Source organism: Paenibacillus sp. FSL F4-0236, assembly GCF_038000135.1.
Lineage (GTDB): Bacteria > Bacillota > Bacilli > Paenibacillales > Paenibacillaceae > Paenibacillus_AQ.
The window spans coordinates 4040394-4058897 of the sequence record NZ_JBBOBK010000001.1 but is presented as its reverse complement, the minus strand read 5'-3'; the positions used below and the strand labels follow the sequence as shown (position 1 = coordinate 4058897).

20 protein-coding genes and 1 pseudogene are annotated in these 18504 nt (G+C 43.0%); 19 read left to right on the top strand and 2 right to left on the bottom strand.

The annotated features are described in order from the left end of the window. The first annotated feature begins 378 nt into the window (after positions 1–378). From NSQ29_RS18385 to NSQ29_RS18365, 5 genes are all read left to right on the top strand, one after another. Positions 379–624, top strand: coding sequence for a hypothetical protein (locus NSQ29_RS18385; RefSeq protein WP_341125790.1), 246 nt, complete (start codon positions 379–381; stop codon positions 622–624). Between the two features lie 33 nt (positions 625–657). Then, complete coding sequence (locus NSQ29_RS18380; protein ID WP_341125789.1) at positions 658–783, top strand: hypothetical protein; 126 nt, start codon at positions 658–660, stop codon at positions 781–783. Next, on the top strand, positions 747–950 hold the full coding sequence (locus NSQ29_RS18375; protein WP_341125788.1) for an HNH endonuclease signature motif containing protein: 204 nt from the start codon (positions 747–749) through the stop codon (positions 948–950). The genes NSQ29_RS18380 and NSQ29_RS18375 overlap by 37 nt, the downstream gene beginning before the upstream one ends. Positions 951–970: 20 nt before the next feature. Beyond that, on the top strand, positions 971–1444 hold the full coding sequence (locus NSQ29_RS18370) for an SMI1/KNR4 family protein (protein WP_341125787.1): 474 nt from the start codon (positions 971–973) through the stop codon (positions 1442–1444). A gap of 485 nt (positions 1445–1929) precedes the next feature. Beyond that, the gene (locus tag NSQ29_RS18365; protein WP_341125786.1) at positions 1930–2085 is read left to right on the top strand and encodes a hypothetical protein; all 156 of its coding nucleotides are present in this window, start codon (positions 1930–1932) and stop codon (positions 2083–2085) included. 16 nt (positions 2086–2101) lie between these two features. Here NSQ29_RS18365 and NSQ29_RS31565 read toward each other — a convergent pair whose 3' ends face one another. Both NSQ29_RS31565 and NSQ29_RS31560 read right to left on the bottom strand, forming a co-directional pair. After that, positions 2102–2437, bottom strand: coding sequence for a Crp/Fnr family transcriptional regulator (locus NSQ29_RS31565; protein WP_445739196.1), 336 nt, complete (start codon positions 2435–2437; stop codon positions 2102–2104). An 18-nt stretch (positions 2438–2455) separates the two neighbouring features. Next, positions 2456–2674 (bottom strand): annotated as a pseudogene (locus NSQ29_RS31560) (cyclic nucleotide-binding domain-containing protein); the annotation flags it as partial. A 557-nt stretch (positions 2675–3231) separates the two neighbouring features. Here NSQ29_RS31560 and essC point away from each other — a divergent pair. From essC to NSQ29_RS18290, 14 genes are read left to right on the top strand one after another with little or no spacing between them, the layout of a single operon-like run. Further along, positions 3232–7218 (top strand): type VII secretion protein EssC, encoded by a 3987-nt coding sequence (gene essC, locus NSQ29_RS18355; RefSeq protein WP_341125784.1) that lies wholly within the window; start codon positions 3232–3234, stop codon positions 7216–7218. Positions 7219–7238: 20 nt separating this feature from the next. After that, entirely contained in the window at positions 7239–7946 is a 708-nt protein-coding gene (locus NSQ29_RS18350; RefSeq protein WP_341125783.1) for a hypothetical protein, read from the top strand. Positions 7947–7966: 20 nt separating this feature from the next. After that, entirely contained in the window at positions 7967–8218 is a 252-nt protein-coding gene (locus NSQ29_RS18345; protein ID WP_341125782.1) for a hypothetical protein, read from the top strand. Positions 8219–8245: 27 nt separating this feature from the next. Then, positions 8246–9700: a hypothetical protein gene (locus tag NSQ29_RS18340; RefSeq protein ID WP_341125781.1), complete on the top strand. Its 1455-nt coding sequence runs from the start codon at positions 8246–8248 to the stop codon at positions 9698–9700. Between the two features lie 21 nt (positions 9701–9721). Beyond that, positions 9722–10069 carry a hypothetical protein gene (locus tag NSQ29_RS18335; protein ID WP_076301096.1) on the top strand — a complete coding sequence of 116 codons (348 nt, stop codon included), beginning with the start codon at positions 9722–9724 and terminating at the stop codon, positions 10067–10069. Between the two features lie 21 nt (positions 10070–10090). Next, positions 10091–11140, top strand: coding sequence for an SAF domain-containing protein (locus NSQ29_RS18330; protein WP_339246477.1), 1050 nt, complete (start codon positions 10091–10093; stop codon positions 11138–11140). Further along, positions 11137–11715, top strand: coding sequence for a hypothetical protein (locus NSQ29_RS18325; protein WP_341125780.1), 579 nt, complete (start codon positions 11137–11139; stop codon positions 11713–11715). The genes NSQ29_RS18330 and NSQ29_RS18325 overlap by 4 nt, the downstream gene beginning before the upstream one ends. A 6-nt stretch (positions 11716–11721) precedes the next feature. Further along, complete coding sequence (locus NSQ29_RS18320; RefSeq protein ID WP_339246480.1) at positions 11722–12555, top strand: hypothetical protein; 834 nt, start codon at positions 11722–11724, stop codon at positions 12553–12555. Then, a complete protein-coding gene (locus NSQ29_RS18315; protein WP_341125779.1) occupies positions 12548–14395 on the top strand; it encodes an ATPase, T2SS/T4P/T4SS family in 1848 nt (615 codons plus the stop codon). Before NSQ29_RS18320 ends, NSQ29_RS18315 begins: the two co-directional genes overlap by 8 nt. Next, positions 14392–16473 (top strand): hypothetical protein, encoded by a 2082-nt coding sequence (locus tag NSQ29_RS18310; RefSeq protein WP_339246485.1) that lies wholly within the window; start codon positions 14392–14394, stop codon positions 16471–16473. The genes NSQ29_RS18315 and NSQ29_RS18310 overlap by 4 nt, the downstream gene beginning before the upstream one ends. A 13-nt stretch (positions 16474–16486) precedes the next feature. Continuing rightward, the gene (locus NSQ29_RS18305; RefSeq protein ID WP_339246487.1) at positions 16487–16990 is read left to right on the top strand and encodes a hypothetical protein; all 504 of its coding nucleotides are present in this window, start codon (positions 16487–16489) and stop codon (positions 16988–16990) included. Between the two features lie 57 nt (positions 16991–17047). Beyond that, a complete protein-coding gene (locus NSQ29_RS18300; protein WP_094870407.1) occupies positions 17048–17569 on the top strand; it encodes a hypothetical protein in 522 nt (173 codons plus the stop codon). 27 nt (positions 17570–17596) lie between these two features. Beyond that, entirely contained in the window at positions 17597–18139 is a 543-nt protein-coding gene (locus NSQ29_RS18295) for a hypothetical protein (protein WP_094870408.1), read from the top strand. Beyond that, the gene (locus NSQ29_RS18290) at positions 18136–18498 is read left to right on the top strand and encodes a hypothetical protein (RefSeq protein ID WP_341125778.1); all 363 of its coding nucleotides are present in this window, start codon (positions 18136–18138) and stop codon (positions 18496–18498) included. Before NSQ29_RS18295 ends, NSQ29_RS18290 begins: the two co-directional genes overlap by 4 nt. Positions 18499–18504: the final 6 nt, after the last annotated feature.

The following is an 18504-nucleotide window of genomic DNA, read 5'->3' as shown; positions in this document are numbered from 1 at the left end:
ACCAGTAACACACTTATGTCATGTAATACCCGTATAAAGATTTGGTCATTTCGTTTGTACGCACAGTAATTCTTGAAAGGTATAACTTTAATAACGCTAAGGCGTTACATAGAACAGGTTGATTATGGTCAGATATCACCATGATTGACCTGTTTTTTGTTACCTTTGTTATTTGCGGTTTTTTCGACATTACTAGAAACTGTAAAATGCCATATAACGATAGTAATACTGAGAAATAAAAAGCAAAGAGTAGCACTTTGTCCGTAACATAACTGACTTGCAACGATGACGGTGCAGGAAAGAAATCTGGTGGCGACCAGTCAACATATACAGGTAAGATAACTAATTAGAATTCCCAGCACTTGGCTGAACTCCCGGATGAATGGGTTTGGGGATGTGAAAGGTGGTAAGATTGAGGGGACGGGTAAGGGTAAGGGTGGTAGAGCACCTCACCTAAACAACATTGATGAATTTTTATCGGGGAGTAAAACTTTTGATGAAGTTGTTAATGACTATGCTAAGCATTATGTTGAGGTAATAAACACTAAAGGGTGGTCTTGGGAAAAAAGTATTTCTGGAGGAGATAGTTTAACTGGTGGGCAAAAAAAGTTGATAAAAAGTTAAGCCGAGGAATTAAATCTTATACCTAAAATAGAAGTGAGAAAAGTAGATGGTATGCGTTATGGGTTTGCTGATTTTGAGGGTGAAGGCGTGGTAGTACATAGTGATGAGCTCCCAAAAGATTTGTGGAAAAAAGGAAATACAGAACAGTTGACCGGTTAAATGATAATCTTCCAGAAGACATAAGAAAACTGGTTGAGAACGGATCGTATACATGGCACCACACTGAAGTCCCTGGGAAAATGCAATTGGTTCCTTATGGAATTCATAACATTACAACTCACAATGGCGGAAGGTCTACTGGAATGTGGGCAGATGTTGCAAGATAAATAATAGGGAGGAAATTATTATGAAAATAAAAAAAGAGACTATAGTTTATCCTTTACCGTCTGATCAACAGTTATCGAAAGAAGAAGGTTTTTGGAGAGTAGAATTGCCATTAGAATATAAAGAATTTATTAAAATAAATAATGGAGGTGCTCCAGAAATTCGTTCGTTTATTTGTAATGATCATAGCTATGCAATTACTAGATTTTTATGCATTCTTGAGAATCCAACAGAAAATGAGTTTGGAATATTTGATATTGATGCTACTAAATCTCAGCTTGATGAGAGACTAATTGATGATGAGGATTTGGTAGGAGTTGCATTATTACCAGTTGCTGTTTTATTTGCTGGTGATTTTCTATGCTTAGATTTTCGTGAATCTAGAAATAATCCTAAAGTTTGTGTGTGGGATCATGCAAATTCTGGTGAATTTGACCCAGTGAGCTATCATGTTGCAAATAGTTTTGAAGAATTCCTAACAATGCTAACTGAATAAAAAACAATAAGGGCTAACTAGTACCCAATACACCCATCATCCAACCAATTACAGACTTAACTTATGTATTGCCCGAATAAAGATTTAGTCATTTCGTTTTTAAGTACAGTAATGATTGAAAAATTAACGCTAAAGCGTTACATAAAATAGGTCGATTATGGTTTAATACCACCATGTTTGACCTATTTTTTGTGACCTGGAGGAGATAGGGCTTTACTCCTTTTTAACATCTAGTCTAAGCTATAATATTATTACCTTATATTTTCCTATAAATAACAAAATATAGAGTTGAGAGGTTTATGAATGAGAAGTAAGCGTAACTTGATAATGCTGTTATTGTTTGCTTTGACGATTATACTTTCAGCCTGTAATGATAAAAAAGCTGCGATATTGTCCATGGAGAAGTACGGGATCTAGCTCAGCAAGGCGAGGCGTTCTCGTGGAAGGATTTTAAAGGGAATCCCTTTGAAGACGTCGGTTCAGGTTTGTACATCCGCAAATATGAAATCAATGATGACTACCATGTATTAGTTGGTGGCGGAAGTGTTGATGCAGCCCCTCTGTATATAAATCTTGTCAAAAGAAACGGAGAAAAGATCGATATCCGTTATAATGACATCGATCATTTTATCCTCAATTAAATGATGGGCTTTTAGGTTATTCAAATCTTATTCCGTTAGACATTTCATCCAAACGCTCCCAGTCGAGTACAACAATTTCTTGCTTAACTTTATATAAGATCTCCATGTCGGTGAGCCGCTGAATGACACGGTTTAAATGGCGGGGGGTAGTCCCAATCAAAGAGGCTATATCTGGGATATATGGCGTCTGAATTTCTTTTCCAAACTCACGTTGGAGTTGTATCGTTAATAAATAACTTGCAAGTCGTTCCTCGATAGCGCCTAGTAAGTTCGTTCGGGATGGGGATGTGCAGGTTAGAAGCTTGTAAGAAAGATGTTTCAGCAATAAGTCTTTAAAGCTATGGTTATCCATTAGGTCAGACTCAACCTTTTGTTTCGGGATAAATAAGAGAGAGGTTTGTTGTACCGCTTCCACTTGTGATTGGACCACAACCTCCTGCACGTATTCAATGTCCCCGAACAATGACAAGGGTGAGCAGAACCGTAATAACAAGGATTTTCCCGTTCCCACACTAGAAGAGACATTAGAACGCCCCTCCACTTGAAAATAAATTCCGTCCAGCTCATCCCCCTCACGTAAAATGATCTCACTCTGCCCGTAAACACTACATCAGGGAGCCTCTTAAGCGGTTGTCTGTTTGCATTTGCTTAAACATATATGAGATTTGATACCGGGAAATAGTTCGAGTTAGCAGGGATTTCCTACTTTTTTCACGGGTTAATTCCTTCCAGAAGTATGAATTCTCTCCAGTTTGGTAGAAATGGTCTGATGCATAGGGTCTAAAATGGAATATTGGATACAAAAAACTCGTAATTTTAGTCCTGAGAAGTAAGATGAACAAAAAGAAATAAAAAAAGTAAATGTGCCAAATGTCTTAAATTATATCAAAAAGAAAGTACGATGAGGTGACCTTAGAACTGGATCTATATACACTAGTAATTTTACTTTTATGAAAATAATGGTAATTTATTGGGGATCTTTGAACCATTTTAGCAAAAAATGTTATGGAAAATATAAACTATTTAGTCGTCGAACCGATAATGCAGTATGTATCTCCTAAATTGGAAAATAATTTATTTTTTATTTAAAATTTACACTATTTATTCTTGTTAATCCAAAATTCCTATCCAGTGGTGATGAAAAAGATGAGTGCTCAAGAAATGCTAACTAATCAGGTACAAAGAACCCCTCGAATTAAACCAAATTACCCGGAAGGTGAATTGGTTTTGGAGGATCCTGCCCGGCCATCGGGAAAACCAACCTTCTCATGGTTGACGATTATAGTCCCCCCCATCGGGATGTTAGTCATCTCTATATTTATGTCAACATTGACCAGGTCGTTTACCATGCTGATATCAACCATGGGTATGACTGTTCTGACGGTCATGGTTTCAATTTTGAATTATAAATCCAGTGTGAAAAAACATCATGAACAGAACAAAAAACTTGAAAAAAAATATCTCAACTACTTATTCCAGGTTCGTAATGATTTACAAAGTGCCGCCAGTACGCAACGAGAAGCCTATACATATATCCATCCAAGTATTCAATCCTGCGTAGAAATCGTACGGGGGAGAAGCAAGCAGTTGTGGGAAAAAACCGGAATTGAAGATGACTTTTTGAATCTCAGGGTTGGTGTTGGTATCCAGCCGATTGCTCTGGTGCCAATATATAGCTCGAAAGCGAAAGCAATTGACGATGACAACCCACTTGAAGAAATCGCCAGTAAAATATGCGAAGAGATGTATTTTGTGCGAGATATTCCGGTCTACATACCGCTAAGGAATATTAATACGCTCGGAATATACGGCAAACAGCAGGAGGTTCGTGATTTCCTCAATGGTGTTCTAGTTCATTTAACAACACACCAAGGCTACGATGATGTAAGAGTAATATGCGTGATGCAGCCTGATGATCTGCAGCACTGGGAATGGTTGAAATGGTTGCCCCATACATGGAATAAAAATCGAAGCCAGAGAAGTTTGGCTACAACATCCTTTGATGCCTCCAATATTGCGGATGAATTACTTCCAGAGCTTAGAAAAAGAGAAGAAAACAGCACGAATGGTTATGGACTACAGCCAATGCAGACCCCGCATTATGTTTTTCTGGTTTTTGCTCCAGAACTGTGGGACAGCACGGATATGATGAAGTATTTGCTCTCAGGTAATGCTTCACTTGGGGTGACCAGCATTTTTACATCGGAAAAGATTGATGTTGCGCTGCCGCTGAATTCCCAGGCTATTCTGGAAATCAAGGATGGTAAGGGGATGGTTCGAAAAGATACTAATCAGCTGTTAAGTCATTTAGCGGATTATTTTTCTGCCGATTCTCTGGATAAAAAAAATTCAGAGTTTTTTGCCCGTTCCTTGTCTCCGCTCAGAATTAAGGAAGGTCAAAATAACAGCTATATCCCACCAATGGTTACTTTTCTGGAGAGCTTTGAGGTTGAGCAGGTAGAGGATCTAAAGGTAATGGAGCGCTGGTCAAAAAACCAGGCTAACCGTACAATGTCCATTCCTCTGGGGCTCGGGGCAGGCGGGAAATTTCTTTTGTTCGATATGCACGAAAAAAGCTATGGTCCACATGGTCTAGTAGCCGGCACTACCGGATCGGGGAAAAGTGAGCTGCTTCAGTCTCTACTTTTGGGTCTGGCGGTAAATTATCATCCGCATGAGATTGCTTTTGTACTGATCGACTATAAGGGTGGAGGAATGGCTAATGCTTTTCTTGGACTTCCACATCTGGTGGGAACAATCACCAATCTTGGCGGTAATCAGATCAATCGGGCCCTTGCCTCCATCAAAAGTGAGCTTTTGCGGAGACAGCGACTGTTCAGTGAAGCCGGAGTGACCAGCATTGATAATTACATCATTCTTTACCGCAATAAAGAAGTTAACCTTCCCTTGCCGCATTTGATCATAGTGGTAGATGAGTTCGCAGAACTTAAATCAGATCAACCGGAATTTATGAAAGAGCTAGTCAGTGCGGCACGGGTCGGAAGAAGCTTGGGGATTCACTTAATATTGGCAACACAAAAACCTTCTGGCGTAGTCGATGACCAGATCTGGAGTAACTCCAGATTTAAGCTATGTCTGAAGGTGCAGACACCTTCGGATAGTCAGGAGATGCTGAAACGCACGGAGGCAGCAGAGATCAAAGAAAAAGGCCGTGGGTATTTGCAAGTTGGTAATAATGAAGTATTCACTTTGTTCCAATCCTCCTGGAGCGGAGCGCCTTATCAAGCAGGGGAGACAGATCAGGATGGAAGTCCCAAGATGGATATCGTTTCACTAAGTGGTGAACGTAGAGCTCTGATTCCGAAAGCGAAAAACAGTGATCATGCCTCGCAACTGAGTGAGCTGCAGGCTGTAGTTAATCATATAGCTGCGATTTCTGCTGAGCAATCGATCGGAGAGGCCTTTCAGCTGTGGCTGCCTCCACTTCCGGAGACTATGACTTTAGCGGATGTTATGGATCAGAATCAGATCTGGGATGGGCAATCATGGAAGCAGCCAGATCAGAATCTTATTGCCACCGTTGGACGAATTGATAATCCGTCAGATCAGGAGCAATACAATCTGGATATTAATTTTAATCAGGATGGACATTTACTGGTTTATGGAGCGCCGAGCAGCGGTAAGACTACGCTGTTAAAGACAATTATCATGTCCCTCTCCTTGAAATATGAACCTGATTACGTTCATTTCTATATATTGGATTTTGGTACACGTACCTTGGGAGTATTCCACGAGCTTCCACATGTAGGGGATATTATTTTTCCAGAGGACGAACAAAAGCTTGGAAAACTGATCAGTTGGTTGTTGTCCCAATTGGATGAACGCAAACGTAAGTTTTCTCAGCTTGGTATCGGTAATTTGGTCTCTTACAGTGCAGCCACTGGAGAGAAGGTTCCTTACATTGTTATTCTGCTCGATAATTACACAGGATTCTCAGAAGCCTATGATGACTTTATCTTAGAGCTTTCCAAGCTGGTGCGTGAAGGCGGTAATTACGGGATATACTTCGTGTTCGCTGCCAATGCTGTAAACTCTTATCCTTACCGAATCAGCCAGAATATTAAGCAGGCTCTAGTATATCAAATGTCTGATAGATTGGATTATTCCAGTATTCTGGGCAGAACAGAAGGGATGGAGCCAACGAATACCGTAGGGCGCGGACTGCTCAAAGATAACCGGATTCTGGAATTTCATACCGCGCTTCCTGTGGATGGCAGCTCTGATGATCAGATTGCTGCCTCTCTCCGCCGGATTAGTTCGGAGATGAAAGCAGTGGCAGGAGTGAATAACCCTGTGGGGATTTCAGTGATCCCGGACAAGCTTTCACTGGCAGAGCTTTTGGAACGTGTGCCGAAGGAACAACCGCAGGGGAATTATCTGGTACCGCTCGGGCTGGATTGGGATACTACACTTCCGGTAGAGATTAATGTAAAGCAGGTTAGCAATTTTGTAGTATCTTATACTACTCAAAAGCATGTGGACTTTAGATTTAACGCTTTAATACAAGCTCTTGATAAATCGGCAGGCGAAGTAAATATGGAATTCCATCTGTTTGACAGTGGTGTTGTCAGTATACCGAGTCTGAAAGCTAGTTCAACGATTACGCGCTATATGAGTACAGCTGAAGAGTTTTTACAGCTCACACAATCCTTAGTGGATCAGCTGCAACTAAGGAAAAATGATGCCCGGCAAGCTTTTGCAGATGCCCAAAATCGTGAAGAATTTGACGAGGCGGAGTATATTCTGTCTAAGTATCCGCTTCTTGTCATTGTAATGCCACATCTTAAGTCCGCTTTTGATCTGATGGAGAATGATTCACTGGATCATTTGGAGCGGATAGCGAGGTTTGGCGGTGGACTTGGTGTAATGCTGCTGGTCGGCAGCGATTCGTTTGAACTGAATCAAATGCAATTGGTCACTGATTTTGCGGGTGAACTGATTAACAGTGGACATGCGTTGTTGTCCGATGGAAGACCCAATGATCATTTGTCTTATGCTCCACTACTCGAGAATATGGAATACCATGAGCTGAACGAGGTATTGGATAATACTGAAGCGATACTGCTAACTGAGGGGGCCATTTCACGCCTCAAAATGATTACAGAACTATAGATAAGCAGGTGAAAAAAGCGATGAAGCCGGCTCGTGAAATGTTTGAATTGCATCCTTTAGAAATTATCTATTTGACTGCTTTGATAGAAGGAACTAGTTTTCCAGGTCTGGAAATCGATCTCAAAGACGAATCGGAGCGTAATTTACGCTCCCTAATGGATGCTCAGATGAGGTCGCTGGAAGTGAAGGGATATTTAGAGGTTGATTTTGCGGGGCTTGCCAAAGTGAATGAAGTGCTTCATAGAGGTATCGCTGTTGCATCGAGCTGCAAATCTTATTTTTGCCAGCTTATGCATACGAATCAACAGACTTGCAAGGTCTTCTATTTTGTTCAGGATGAAGTTTGGTTTGAACTTGAGCATCAGCCGGAAAGTAACACCTATAAGCTTCAGGAGATTTATGCATTACATGAGCTGATGTATCAGGTCATTGAGAGAATCCCTTTAGTGTGGGAATTGAGCGATAAAGATAAATTACAAAAAGCGATAAATAAAGAAGTGGATTTTGAAACGTGGGTGGGGAAGTCTCTACTAGCAGGTGCATTCATAACTTCCTTGGCAGAAATCCAATGCATTACCGAGGAGGCACAGGTGATTCGCGAACTGAACCTGTTGATTCATGAAGATCAAATGTGGCTGCTGAGCGGGGGGGAAGAAGACGCCAGTCAAACCACGCAATCCTTGTCTACAGTAGTAAATGAATTATGTAATTGGCTGCAAGAAGCTTAACAAATCTGGGGGATCAGACTATGTCAACTGCACTGACTACTTTTGTATTTAAAGGTGAAGGAGAGAAGTATTTGGATTTGGAAGTCTCTCTTTCTATTTCTACAGGGCAATGTATCGAGCTACTTAAGCAAGCCAACTGGCTTCCGGATAACTGGGAATTTAAATGTGAAGCCAGCCGTACGGGCGAAGAATGGATTGAGTTGGGGCCGCATGCTGTTCTCGCAGAGATTATACAAGGGGACGGAGCCATAGTTCGTATTTTGCCCTATTGAGCTGGGAGATCGTAAAGGAGGATTCCTATGAAAAGCGTACACTTAGTCTGCTCACCTGAACTTATAATGCTGCTATCCAGGTCGCTAGAGCATGAGGGTTATGTAATTTCTGGTAAACATTCTACATTACATAGTTTTATAAGTGGTTTCAGTAGCAAGGAAGTCGATCCTTCATCCATTGTAATTATGGAGGGCGGCGCGGGTCTGGGCACACCGGTCAAAGCTGCGGATATAATCAGTTTCATGACGCTGATCCGTAAATATCTTAAACATACGCGGCTGATTGTCCAGTTAGACCCGGCGCTGCAAACGGATATTGAATTTATACGGACCCTGGTAAATATGAACATACATGATCTTCAGTTTACTACGGAATTCCAGGGCGATGATCTTCTGAACTGGATCAAAGAGAAAAAAACTACAAGGGATTATTATCATATCCTGGGTAAAAAGAAAGGCCTTTTTGCATCGTTTAAAGGCTCATCAAGAGCAGCTTCTGACGCGGCAGTGGAAGAGGCACCGTCTGCTCCTCCGAGACCGGTGGAGTCGCTTACCCGTCCACAGCCAGTGGCTGGTTCCAGAACTGTAGCAGATGCCGCCAACAGGAAACCATCCGTTGCTCCTCGCTCTTCAGCAGGATCAACTCCGCCTAGACCGGGGCCTCCGGCCAGAAAGGAGACCCCGTCATTAGCCGAAGCGGAAACGCTGGAGAGTCTGGAACAATCTATTCCGGTAGAAGAAGAGTCGACGCCAGCAGCAAGTACGAGAATTCTGGGCAGCAATGTACCACTTGTCATCGCAGTTTGTGGTGTCGGAGGGGAAGAAGACGTAGGTGCAGCGGCATTTCTGCTGGCCGCGGGTCTGGCAGAACTGGGCTGGAAGCCTCTGGTATGCGGAGATGACAGACCCGAAATCAGTTCGCTTGAACAGATTGTTTTTAAGGGTGAGAAAGAAGATTCGGTTTCTACCATGTTCGAATATGAAGGAGTCACTTTCTATCGCAGAGGGTATTCGTGGGATATTTCGGAGCTTTTGGCCAGTGAGTTCACGCATATCATTCTATGGGTGGATATCCATCGGGAGCGGAAGGGCACCAGCGGACTCGAGCTGTGGTGGAACTCGCAAATTCCTATTTTGGTAGGCAACGGGGCTATGTGGAAGTATGAACTGCTGAAAGAGAAGCTGAACACCCTTAACCCTTTTGAGCGCAAGCGGTGCAGGCTACTGCTGGAAAATGGACATCAGGAAGTATTACAAATGTTGAAAAAGGATTTTGCAGAAATTCAAACGACTCTGATGCCTGCACATCAAGATCCTTTGTATCCAGATAAAGCGGCTGTCGAGTGGGTAATGAAGCTGCTGACCGTTCAGAAAAAGCTCTTTCGCAAGCAAACATTGCTCTGGGGAATTGTTGGGACGGTCTTGTTTGTGACCTTGTTATTAATAGGCATAGGATTTTCATTTGTTCCGGAGAGCCGGTAATTATCAATCAGGAGGCTGGGTATGAATTCAGGTATGGTAAGGGGCATTGCTTTTGATTGCCATCGACTTCTCTCCCCTGCCCAGGAGTGCAGCGATAAGATGAGAGCAGCAATCACAGGAGTGTCAGGTTATTGGGTAGATTTGGGTGGGGAAGAGTTTAAGCAGCATTGTGAGGAATGGATTAAGAAAATGAACGAATTTAAAGCTGCCATAGCCCAAATTGAATCAAATATGATGAAATATGCAGATAAATTACAGGTGGAGGAAGAGAGAGCGGAGGCAGCCAGACTTAAGGAAGCTGAGAGACAAGCCTCCGAACGGGCAGCAGCGGCAGCCGCGGCCGCAAAATCGAAAGGGAAAATCAAATAGGGATGGAAATGAGGTCTTGAAGTGGCAATACGTAAGCGGAAAAAAATACTGAGATATACGATCCTATCAGGTTGTCTTGTTGCCGTTGCCACATCCGGGGTATGGTTTGCAACTTATCGCCATTATAACGCTAAGCTGATCGACGAGCGGGCAGCTTACGAAGAACAGCTGAATGATAAAGATGAAGTCTTGCAGCGCTATATGGATCAATCCCAGACAGCCTATGTTCTGATATCTCCAAAGCTAGCTGGAGAGGTGATTACCGCTGAGGATGTAATGGAAGAGAAGCTACCCAAATTCTCCTCACCGGATAATCTGATCAGTGAGTCTAAAGCGATTGTAGGCAAGTACTTGAAGATTGATGCATTGTCAGGCACAGCGGTAACTACTGAAATGGTACGTGATGAAGCGAGATTGGAGCCATCAGAACGAAAAGAAGAGACTGAATATATTAAACTGCCGCTTCGGTTAACGAAAAAAGATGTCGTAGATATTCGGATAGTTTTCCCAAATGGCGAGGATTACATAGTCGTAGGAAAGAAGTCGCTGAAGGACGTAGATTTAGCGAATCAATATACATTTTTTAATGACAATGAAGAAGAAGCACAGCTCCTGCAAGCTGCCCTGGTGGATGCATACATAAATAACGCAGAGCTGTATATGAAACAGTACGTAGAACCGGAGCTTCAGCCTGAACCTGTAGTCAATTATGTCCCTAATCTGGATGTACTTGGAGTAATTAAGGATAATCCTTTCATTATAGATCAGGCCAAGTGGAGTCTTGCTGCCAATCTTCGTAAGGAACTGGAGAAACGGCTCGAAGTTATGGAGGATGAAGATAGAATTCGTGTGGGAGCACAGGCACCAAGCGGCAGTGGTGTGATCCAGAGAAAGGCTGTTCAGGGAGCGGCGGCAGCAGAGGAAGCTGCGAAAGTTGATGACAGCCAATCCGTGAACGGAGTGATAGATCGGACCAATCAAGCGCCGATCGATTCAAGTGCAGACCAGAGTTCAGCGGGTGTGACGAATAAAGAAGCAACCACAGATGACAGTCTGCTGGAAGGAGAGTGACCGATTTGCACATTGTTGTCGCAGGGGATTGCGAGAAGCACGATTTCATACTGGCAGCGGCTATTCTGTTGAAAAGTTATTTCAACAACGATGTCATGATTATTTCGGATAACAGCAGGAATTATCAGTATTTTGAAGGCGAAGTGTCTGGTATAAAGATTGCTGATTCAAGCGTAGCTGACAAACCGGATATCGTTCTGTATGACTGGCATCATGGGTATCCTGAGGGTCTTGAGGAGGAGATTATTGTCTTCGCAACCACCTATGAACGTCAGGCTATGGAGAACGTAGATATGTTGCTGGATCAGAAACGAATGCCTACTGTACTGCTTATCATAGAAGAAGAATGCGGACTTGGACTGAAGTATGTGGATAAATATTATCCAGTGATTACCTCAAAAATCAGTTACATCAGTAGTGCGGAGCGAAGAATTGATTGGGTCCATGATGGAAGGGTGGATCTTAAGGTAGATAAGGATTTTGCCGAAGCTGTAAATGACTTTTTGATTGAAATTTGCGATGTTCCAAAGCAAGACATCAAGAAGCTGTGGCAGTATGCAAGGAAACGGGGGTAGGTAATTGTGCTTGTAGCTTTCTGGGGACCTGCTCAAGGGCAGGGGAGAACAACTTCGAATATGGCAGCTGTTGCGGCTACCATAGCGCTAGATCATCATATCCGCGTGTTAATGACACATACGCATTTGGAGCAAGGGGTGCTTGAGCATTTGTTCTCACAGACAAGAACAACGCTTCAGTCTGCACAGACCACCGGCGGAATGGATGCGATTGAGAGATTAGTGCAGTGTGGAATGCTGACACCTGAAGGAATTAGAGATCATGCGGAGTCCATTCTTAAGGATCGGTTGGAACTGCTTAGGGGATCTATGAGTACTGAGAAACATGAGACAAAGCTCTTGCTTCCGCATATCTACAAGGATTATCGCAGGTTTTATGATTTGTTATTTGTGGACCTTTCCTCTGAAGATGATCCGGATGTTGTGTCTCTGGTTATGGAGCAGGCAGATTTGATTGTGGTTAACCTAAATCAGAATCAGGTAAGTCTGGATACCTATTTTTTGAACAAGAACAAAGCTCCTGTTCCGAGCCATAAGCCAGTCCTCTATTGTATTGGGGCTTATGAGCGCAGCTCCAGGTTCAATAAAGAGAGAATTATTAAGCTGTATGAATTGAAGAAAAAAGCAGTAGGTGTTATCCCACATCATATTGGTTATATGGATGCTCAAAATGAACGGCGTTTTGTTCAGTTTCTATTGAAGGCAAGAGAGGCTAAATCCCGTTTTCTGGAGTTTAGTGAGGACGGAAACTTCACTGAGGCGGTACGACATATGGGACAGCTTATTCTCCGGATGCTGGAGATTTCTCCAGTATCGGAATTGGATGTTGCGAATGATTAATCTGATTCTGATCTTTGTAGTCCTGATAGCTATTGGAGTGTTCCTCTACTTATGGCTGGGCAGACGTAAGGATGCTGCTCCACCTTCCGTCCAACTGAAATATGATATGAATGAAATCGTGCTGTTTCTGAGAAGGGCTTTTGAGGAGATTATAGCTGCGTCTCTTTATGAAGGAAGTCCAAGTGAGGAAGAATACAACCGTCGGAAGGCGCGGCGAAGAGAATTGCAGAAAGCGCTCCGAAGTTGCATGCACGGCGATCTATCCGCTAAGAAATACGTGAAGCTTTATATGAAGGATCTATTGGTTCAGACCTACGGTCTGGATGAAGGAAATGTAGATAAGATTATCAGCTTCGGCCATACGAATCGATTGACTTCACAGGATTGCTTCGATATCTTGCTTTATGTTTTCAAAAAAGATCATGGTCAGAATGCATTTAATGTAATAGTAAGCAAATATAGCCTGGATACACTGCAAAAGCTGCCTGATGGATCTAAGGGGTATAAGATCACCGAAGAGCAGATTCGCCATATCTATCAGTCCGAGCAGCCGAGATTGTCCATCCAGGACAAGATTGAAATTATTGTTCAGAGAGCTTATCAAATTTATAAGGGGCTCGGCGTTATTGATGAGCTTCGAGATCAGAACATCGACGGAGTCAATGGAGGAACAAGTGGCATGCCTCCTGATGTCGTGCAGACTACAGATTTTCTGGAATATACGAAGCAGCAGCATTTCATACCACAATCCTATGATGCAGTGTGGACTTTCTACCGCGGAAAGTCGCTTCACCTGGAATTCTTAAGTTTTGGTTCTGAGAAGGAGCTTAAGCGGGTTTGCCAAAATATCTATGGGTTTGGTAACCCCGGGCAATTAAATGAATCCAAGGGTTATATCATCAACGATATGGCTGATGGCAGCCGGGTCGTGGTTGTGCGGCCCAAAATGGCTGAAAGCTGGGCTTTTTTTGTCCGCAAATTTAACGATTCACTCGTGGAATTGGATCAGCAAATCCAAGATCAAGGGGCACAGCTTGCGATTGATATGCTTGTTTTTCTCATTCTGGGCCATCAGGTCACAGCCATCACTGGCAGACAAGGCTCGGGCAAAACAACCCTGCTTAAGGCACTGATCAAATATATTGATGCGAAGAATATCCGGATTCAGGAGACTTCCTTCGAGATCTGGGCAAGAAAAATGTATCCGGGTAAAAATATTTTATCCTTTAGAGAAACCCCCTCCGTTAGTGGGCAGGATGGGCTGGATGTGCAGAAAAAAACGGATGGCGCTGTGAATATTGTTGGTGAGGCGGCTACTCATAGTGTGGTCAGTTATGTGATTCAGGCAGCCCAGGTAGCTTCTGAATATACATTATTTACACACCACGGCAAAACACTGCCCAATTTGGTCAGCGCTTTGCGCAATAGTCTTATCGCATCGGGAGCCTTCAGTAATGAGAAAATTGCTGAGGTTCAGGTTGTTGAGGCGCTTGGCTTCAACGTCCATCTGGTCCTGCGTGCTGGGAAAAGATATATCGAACGGATTACAGAGATTATCCCGGCAGATCCACAGTTCGAATATCCTCAGAACTACAAGGATCCTGAGAATATTACGGACAAGCTGGATGCTTTTATGGATACCATGACCGAATATTTTGGCCGGATGACAGATCGGCGTTCCTATGACTATAAGGATGTCATTGTGTGGGAAGCCGGAGAATACGTGACCAAGCATCCGATCAGCAGCCGTAAAATCGATGAAATGCGCAAAAATATGGATGAAGAGGATGCACTAGAATTCGCTGCATTTCTTGAGAAGTATTGGGGGCAATCCGCATGAATCTGCAAAACCTATTATTGATTATTTTGGGAACCTCGGGAGTGCTACTGGTTGTCCTGCTTGTGCTGCTTAACATAGTGCAGCGTAAATTGAAGGGAACACAATATCAAGAGCAAAGGCGACTAAAGGCTCTCCTGCCAACGAGAACAAAGGAAAAAAGATGGTTGGAGCAGGCCCATAAAACTTATCCGGTACTTGATGAACTGCCATTAGTGAAGAAACTTCTTCACCGGATGCGCTCGCGTCTGACCTTGGTTCATGCAGGCAATGAAATCATGATCAGAAGTCGCGCGGCTGCGCTGACGCTAATGATTGTTGCTTGTATTCTGATCATTTCGTTGAGTTCATTCCTCTGGACTTCATCCTGGGTAAGCCGTGCGACTATTATGCTAGTCTCAGTTTATCTTGGAGGTGTCCTTAGTGATCTCTTCATTGGGCGTTTAGTGAAGCAGATGTTATATGACCAATCGTCCATGATTCTGGATATTCGCCATGAATATCATCAGACACATATGGTACAAGTCAGCTTGGAGAATTCTGCGGAACGTTCGAAACCAATGGTAGCCGTGCATGCTCGGCAGATTGCTGGAATTCTGGCAGCGGTGGACCCGGAAGATGAACTGCAGAAATATTATGAGATTGCACCTAACCGTTATATGAAGCAACTGGCTGGGGTGAGTTACAAAATAGGTGAATATGGCGATGCGGATATCCATAAAGGGGAGCGTTCGATTTATCTATCGATGCTTGGCAATATCAGAGAAGAGATTCATATGGATATTAATCGCCGTGAGCGAATCGATCGTTTGTTATACGGTATCGTTTTTGTAGCCATTTCACCGGTATTCATGCTGGATCCGATCCGCAATTGGGCGGAGGGAATGTTTCCTATTGTATCTAATTACTACAATTCGGCCTGGGGGTTATATTCTTTAATCTTACTTTATATCACGTTCATAATATCGTTTATTGCCCTGCGGATTCTCAAAGGTGTGGATGAAGACACTCAATCTATCAAAGATGAGGGTAAGTGGTTAAATCGGATCCTAAAGAACAAATGGATTTTCAAACTGGTGGATCGGATCACGCCGGCAGAACATGAGCCTCTTCATTTCAAGGTAGCCGGTAAATTGAAGGATGCTAACTCTGGGTTGTCGCAACATGCCTTCTTTCTGCAGAAAACATTAGCGGCACTCGTTATCTTTATGCTGATCGTATCGCTTCAATTCTCGATCCATGCCAATATCAAGCATAACATCCTGTATCCCAATAAGCAGATCACCACAGGCGGCAATCAGACAGAATCTCAGAAGATGCTTAGCGAGGAACGGTACGCTTTTGAGCAGACTTTAATTGGAGAACTGGTAGCGAAGGATATTACACCGGATCAGATGTTGCCCTACATTCAGGAGAAAGCGGAGAATAAGTCTTTCCTTCAGAACAATCTGAACCATAATGCCTATGCTGCACAGTTAATGAACAGGGTAGAGCAATATCATGAGGAGTATTACAAATGGTATGAGCTTTTGCTGGCTTTTGGGCTGGCGTTGGCAGGGTTTTATCTTCCGGATGCTTATTTAATCATTCGTACCCAGCTGCGAAAGTGGGAAATGCAGAATGAGGTGGATGGCTTCAATACACTTTCCATGATGCTGTCTCAATTTCCGAATATCAGCGTGTACGAAATGATAGAGTGGCTGCATCGTTACAGCTATATTTTTGAGCGGCAGCTGCTACGCTGTATGCTGGATTATGAGGCAGGAGGCTGGAGTGCTATTGAGAATCTGAAGGAGGACGCACGTTTCGTTCCCCTCGAACGGCTCGCAGACCGTTTGCAGGTAGCAGCCGATCTGATCCCGGTGAAGAAGGCGTTTGATGATATGGATGCGGAGAGGGCATTCGCGATGGATCAGCGCAAGGAGCACTATGAGAAGGTCATCAGCAGGAAAAGTACACTGGGTAAAATGTTCGGGTTCTTGCCGATGCAGGCAACGTTCACCTTATATTTACTGCTTCCCTTCGTCTATATGGCCTTCCAACAGCTGGGTGACCTGACTGTTGTAACTGGCAAAATGTGAAGGAGATACAGGCATGGAGAATATAGCAAGCTTTTTGAAAACAACGATATCGATTCTGATCACGCTGGCCATTATATCATCCGGTCTGTTCTTGTGGGGGAAGACACAACCCGTTGTCGAATTGGCGAATAGCCAGGCGGCGGCACAGGCCAGGGAGCTTTCGGAGCAGCAATATTCCGCATTTGACAATCAGATCGTCAGTGGCTCTCAGATTCTTACGGCTTATCGGAGGTACGAATCGCAGCAGGGCTTCTGCTTATACATTGAAAAACCATATGCCAATGGTCAGAATGAGGCAGAAAGAAGATTTAGCATGAATCCAAACGGAGAAGGTTATTGTCGTGCATTTGATTATTCCGGAGCGAAGTTCAAGGAGGGGACCGAAAGAGGCATAGATGAAGAAGAAATTTCGAATGCTTCTGGAAGATATTATATCAGTCCACAAGCTAGATATAGGGCGAAGCTGATAAAAGACAAAAATGAACGGATTGCAGCTATTTATTTCGTAGCGGAGTAGATACGTCAAGAGCAATAAAATAAAAACTAGCTTCAAATAAGGTGAGGAGGAAACATCATGGAGAATATCTCGACCGGACTTAAATGGGTTATCGGCATTATTGTAACCATTCTGATTATTGCCGCAGGCGTAAGTATATATCTGGTTATCAACAACTACTTCATCCGCGCACAGGAACAGACTCTGGCCCAAACCCAAATGATTAATCAAGCGGAGTTCAACAGCTATGATAACAAGGATGTATCCGGCCAGGATGTGATTAATGCGGCAATGCGGTATAAGGGACGTCCGCAGTTCGCGATTTTGATTAAAACAGGGGAAAATACGACTGGGTTCTATGCGGAGAATACTTATAAATCTAGTTACGAAGAACCTAAAGATACGTCTAATCCGGTAGTTGATTTATCTAAGAATAACAAATATACAAAGGGTGTCAGTGTTTCGACAATGCTTGATCAAACAAATACAGATTCATATAACAGAGATAATTATTTGGTGAATACACTCTCTGTCTTTAAAGCGGTTGTTTATAAGGACAGCAATGAGGAAGTTCGTTTAATTGTTTTTAAACAGAAATAAAAACGATATCGAAAAGGGTGGGTATAGATGGAGAATATTTCTACGGGACTTAAATGGGTTATTGGCATTATTGTCACAATTCTGATTATTGCCGCAGGTGTCAGTATATATCTTGTCATTAATAATTATTTTATTCGTGCCCAGGAGCAGACATTGGCCCAGACTCAGATGATCAATCAAGCGGAGTTCAATTCTTATGATAATAAGGATGTATCTGGCCAGGATGTGATTAATGCGGCAATGAGATATAAGGGGCGTCCGCAATTTTCCATTCTGATAAAGACTGGCGTAAATAAAACAGGTTTTTATGCGAAAAACACATATAAAACTTATTATGCGCCAGCGAAAGCGGCCAGTGGTGAAGACCCGGCATCAGAGCTTGATCTTGGAGATAAGAACAGTGGTGCCGATAACTTTAGTGTATCAGCAATGCTTGACCAGAGCTCAGACCAAGATAACAGTAAAAACTGTAATGTCAATACGCTTTCTATTTTTAGAGCTACCTTACATAAGGACAAAAATGATGAGGTTCGAATTATTGAATTTAATCAGAACCCGGATCATAAATGAAAAATAGCACCCAATTTCTACTAACCCTCTTTGCTTGGATTTTATTCGCCGTAGGTGGATTTACGTTTTTGCGGCAGGAGATGGAGAGTGCTGTTCCAAACAGGCACTATGAGCTGCCGACAGTTGCATCGGCACCTTACAAAGGGACAGGTGATTTGAACAAAATTAGCGGTGAGCAGGTCATCGGTATGATCCCTCCAGCACTGGAGGGGGAATATATTTTATATATCGATGGCATTGCAATTAATGAGGAAACGGACCTTACAGCAGTGGATTTACGTGGAGTGCCTGATGCTGCTTATCAGTTAAGAGTCACGCGAACCGATGAGATGATTACGGAAATCTCCGCCACCCGCTAGAAAGGA

Bases quoted from the DNA above. Each gene is read 5' to 3' on its own strand.
- NSQ29_RS18385 (WP_341125790.1), top strand. From the start codon at position 379: ATGAATGGGTTTGGGGATGTGAAAGGTGGTAAGATTGAGGGGACGGGT.
- NSQ29_RS18370 (WP_341125787.1), top strand. From the start codon at position 971: ATGAAAATAAAAAAAGAGACTATAGTTTATCCTTTACCGTCTGATCAA.
- NSQ29_RS18300 (WP_094870407.1), top strand. From the start codon at position 17,048: ATGGAGAATATCTCGACCGGACTTAAATGGGTTATCGGCATTATTGTA.
- NSQ29_RS18310 (WP_339246485.1), top strand. From the start codon at position 14,392: ATGAATCTGCAAAACCTATTATTGATTATTTTGGGAACCTCGGGAGTG.
- NSQ29_RS31565 (WP_445739196.1), bottom strand. From the start codon at position 2,437: ATGGATAACCATAGCTTTAAAGACTTATTGCTGAAACATCTTTCTTAC.
- NSQ29_RS18295 (WP_094870408.1), top strand. From the start codon at position 17,597: ATGGAGAATATTTCTACGGGACTTAAATGGGTTATTGGCATTATTGTC.
- NSQ29_RS18345 (WP_341125782.1), top strand. From the start codon at position 7,967: ATGTCAACTGCACTGACTACTTTTGTATTTAAAGGTGAAGGAGAGAAG.
- NSQ29_RS18290 (WP_341125778.1), top strand. From the start codon at position 18,136: ATGAAAAATAGCACCCAATTTCTACTAACCCTCTTTGCTTGGATTTTA.
- NSQ29_RS18315 (WP_341125779.1), top strand. From the start codon at position 12,548: ATGATTAATCTGATTCTGATCTTTGTAGTCCTGATAGCTATTGGAGTG.
- essC (WP_341125784.1), top strand. From the start codon at position 3,232: ATGAGTGCTCAAGAAATGCTAACTAATCAGGTACAAAGAACCCCTCGA.
- NSQ29_RS18340 (WP_341125781.1), top strand. From the start codon at position 8,246: ATGAAAAGCGTACACTTAGTCTGCTCACCTGAACTTATAATGCTGCTA.
- NSQ29_RS18350 (WP_341125783.1), top strand. From the start codon at position 7,239: ATGAAGCCGGCTCGTGAAATGTTTGAATTGCATCCTTTAGAAATTATC.
- NSQ29_RS18335 (WP_076301096.1), top strand. From the start codon at position 9,722: ATGAATTCAGGTATGGTAAGGGGCATTGCTTTTGATTGCCATCGACTT.
- NSQ29_RS18305 (WP_339246487.1), top strand. From the start codon at position 16,487: ATGGAGAATATAGCAAGCTTTTTGAAAACAACGATATCGATTCTGATC.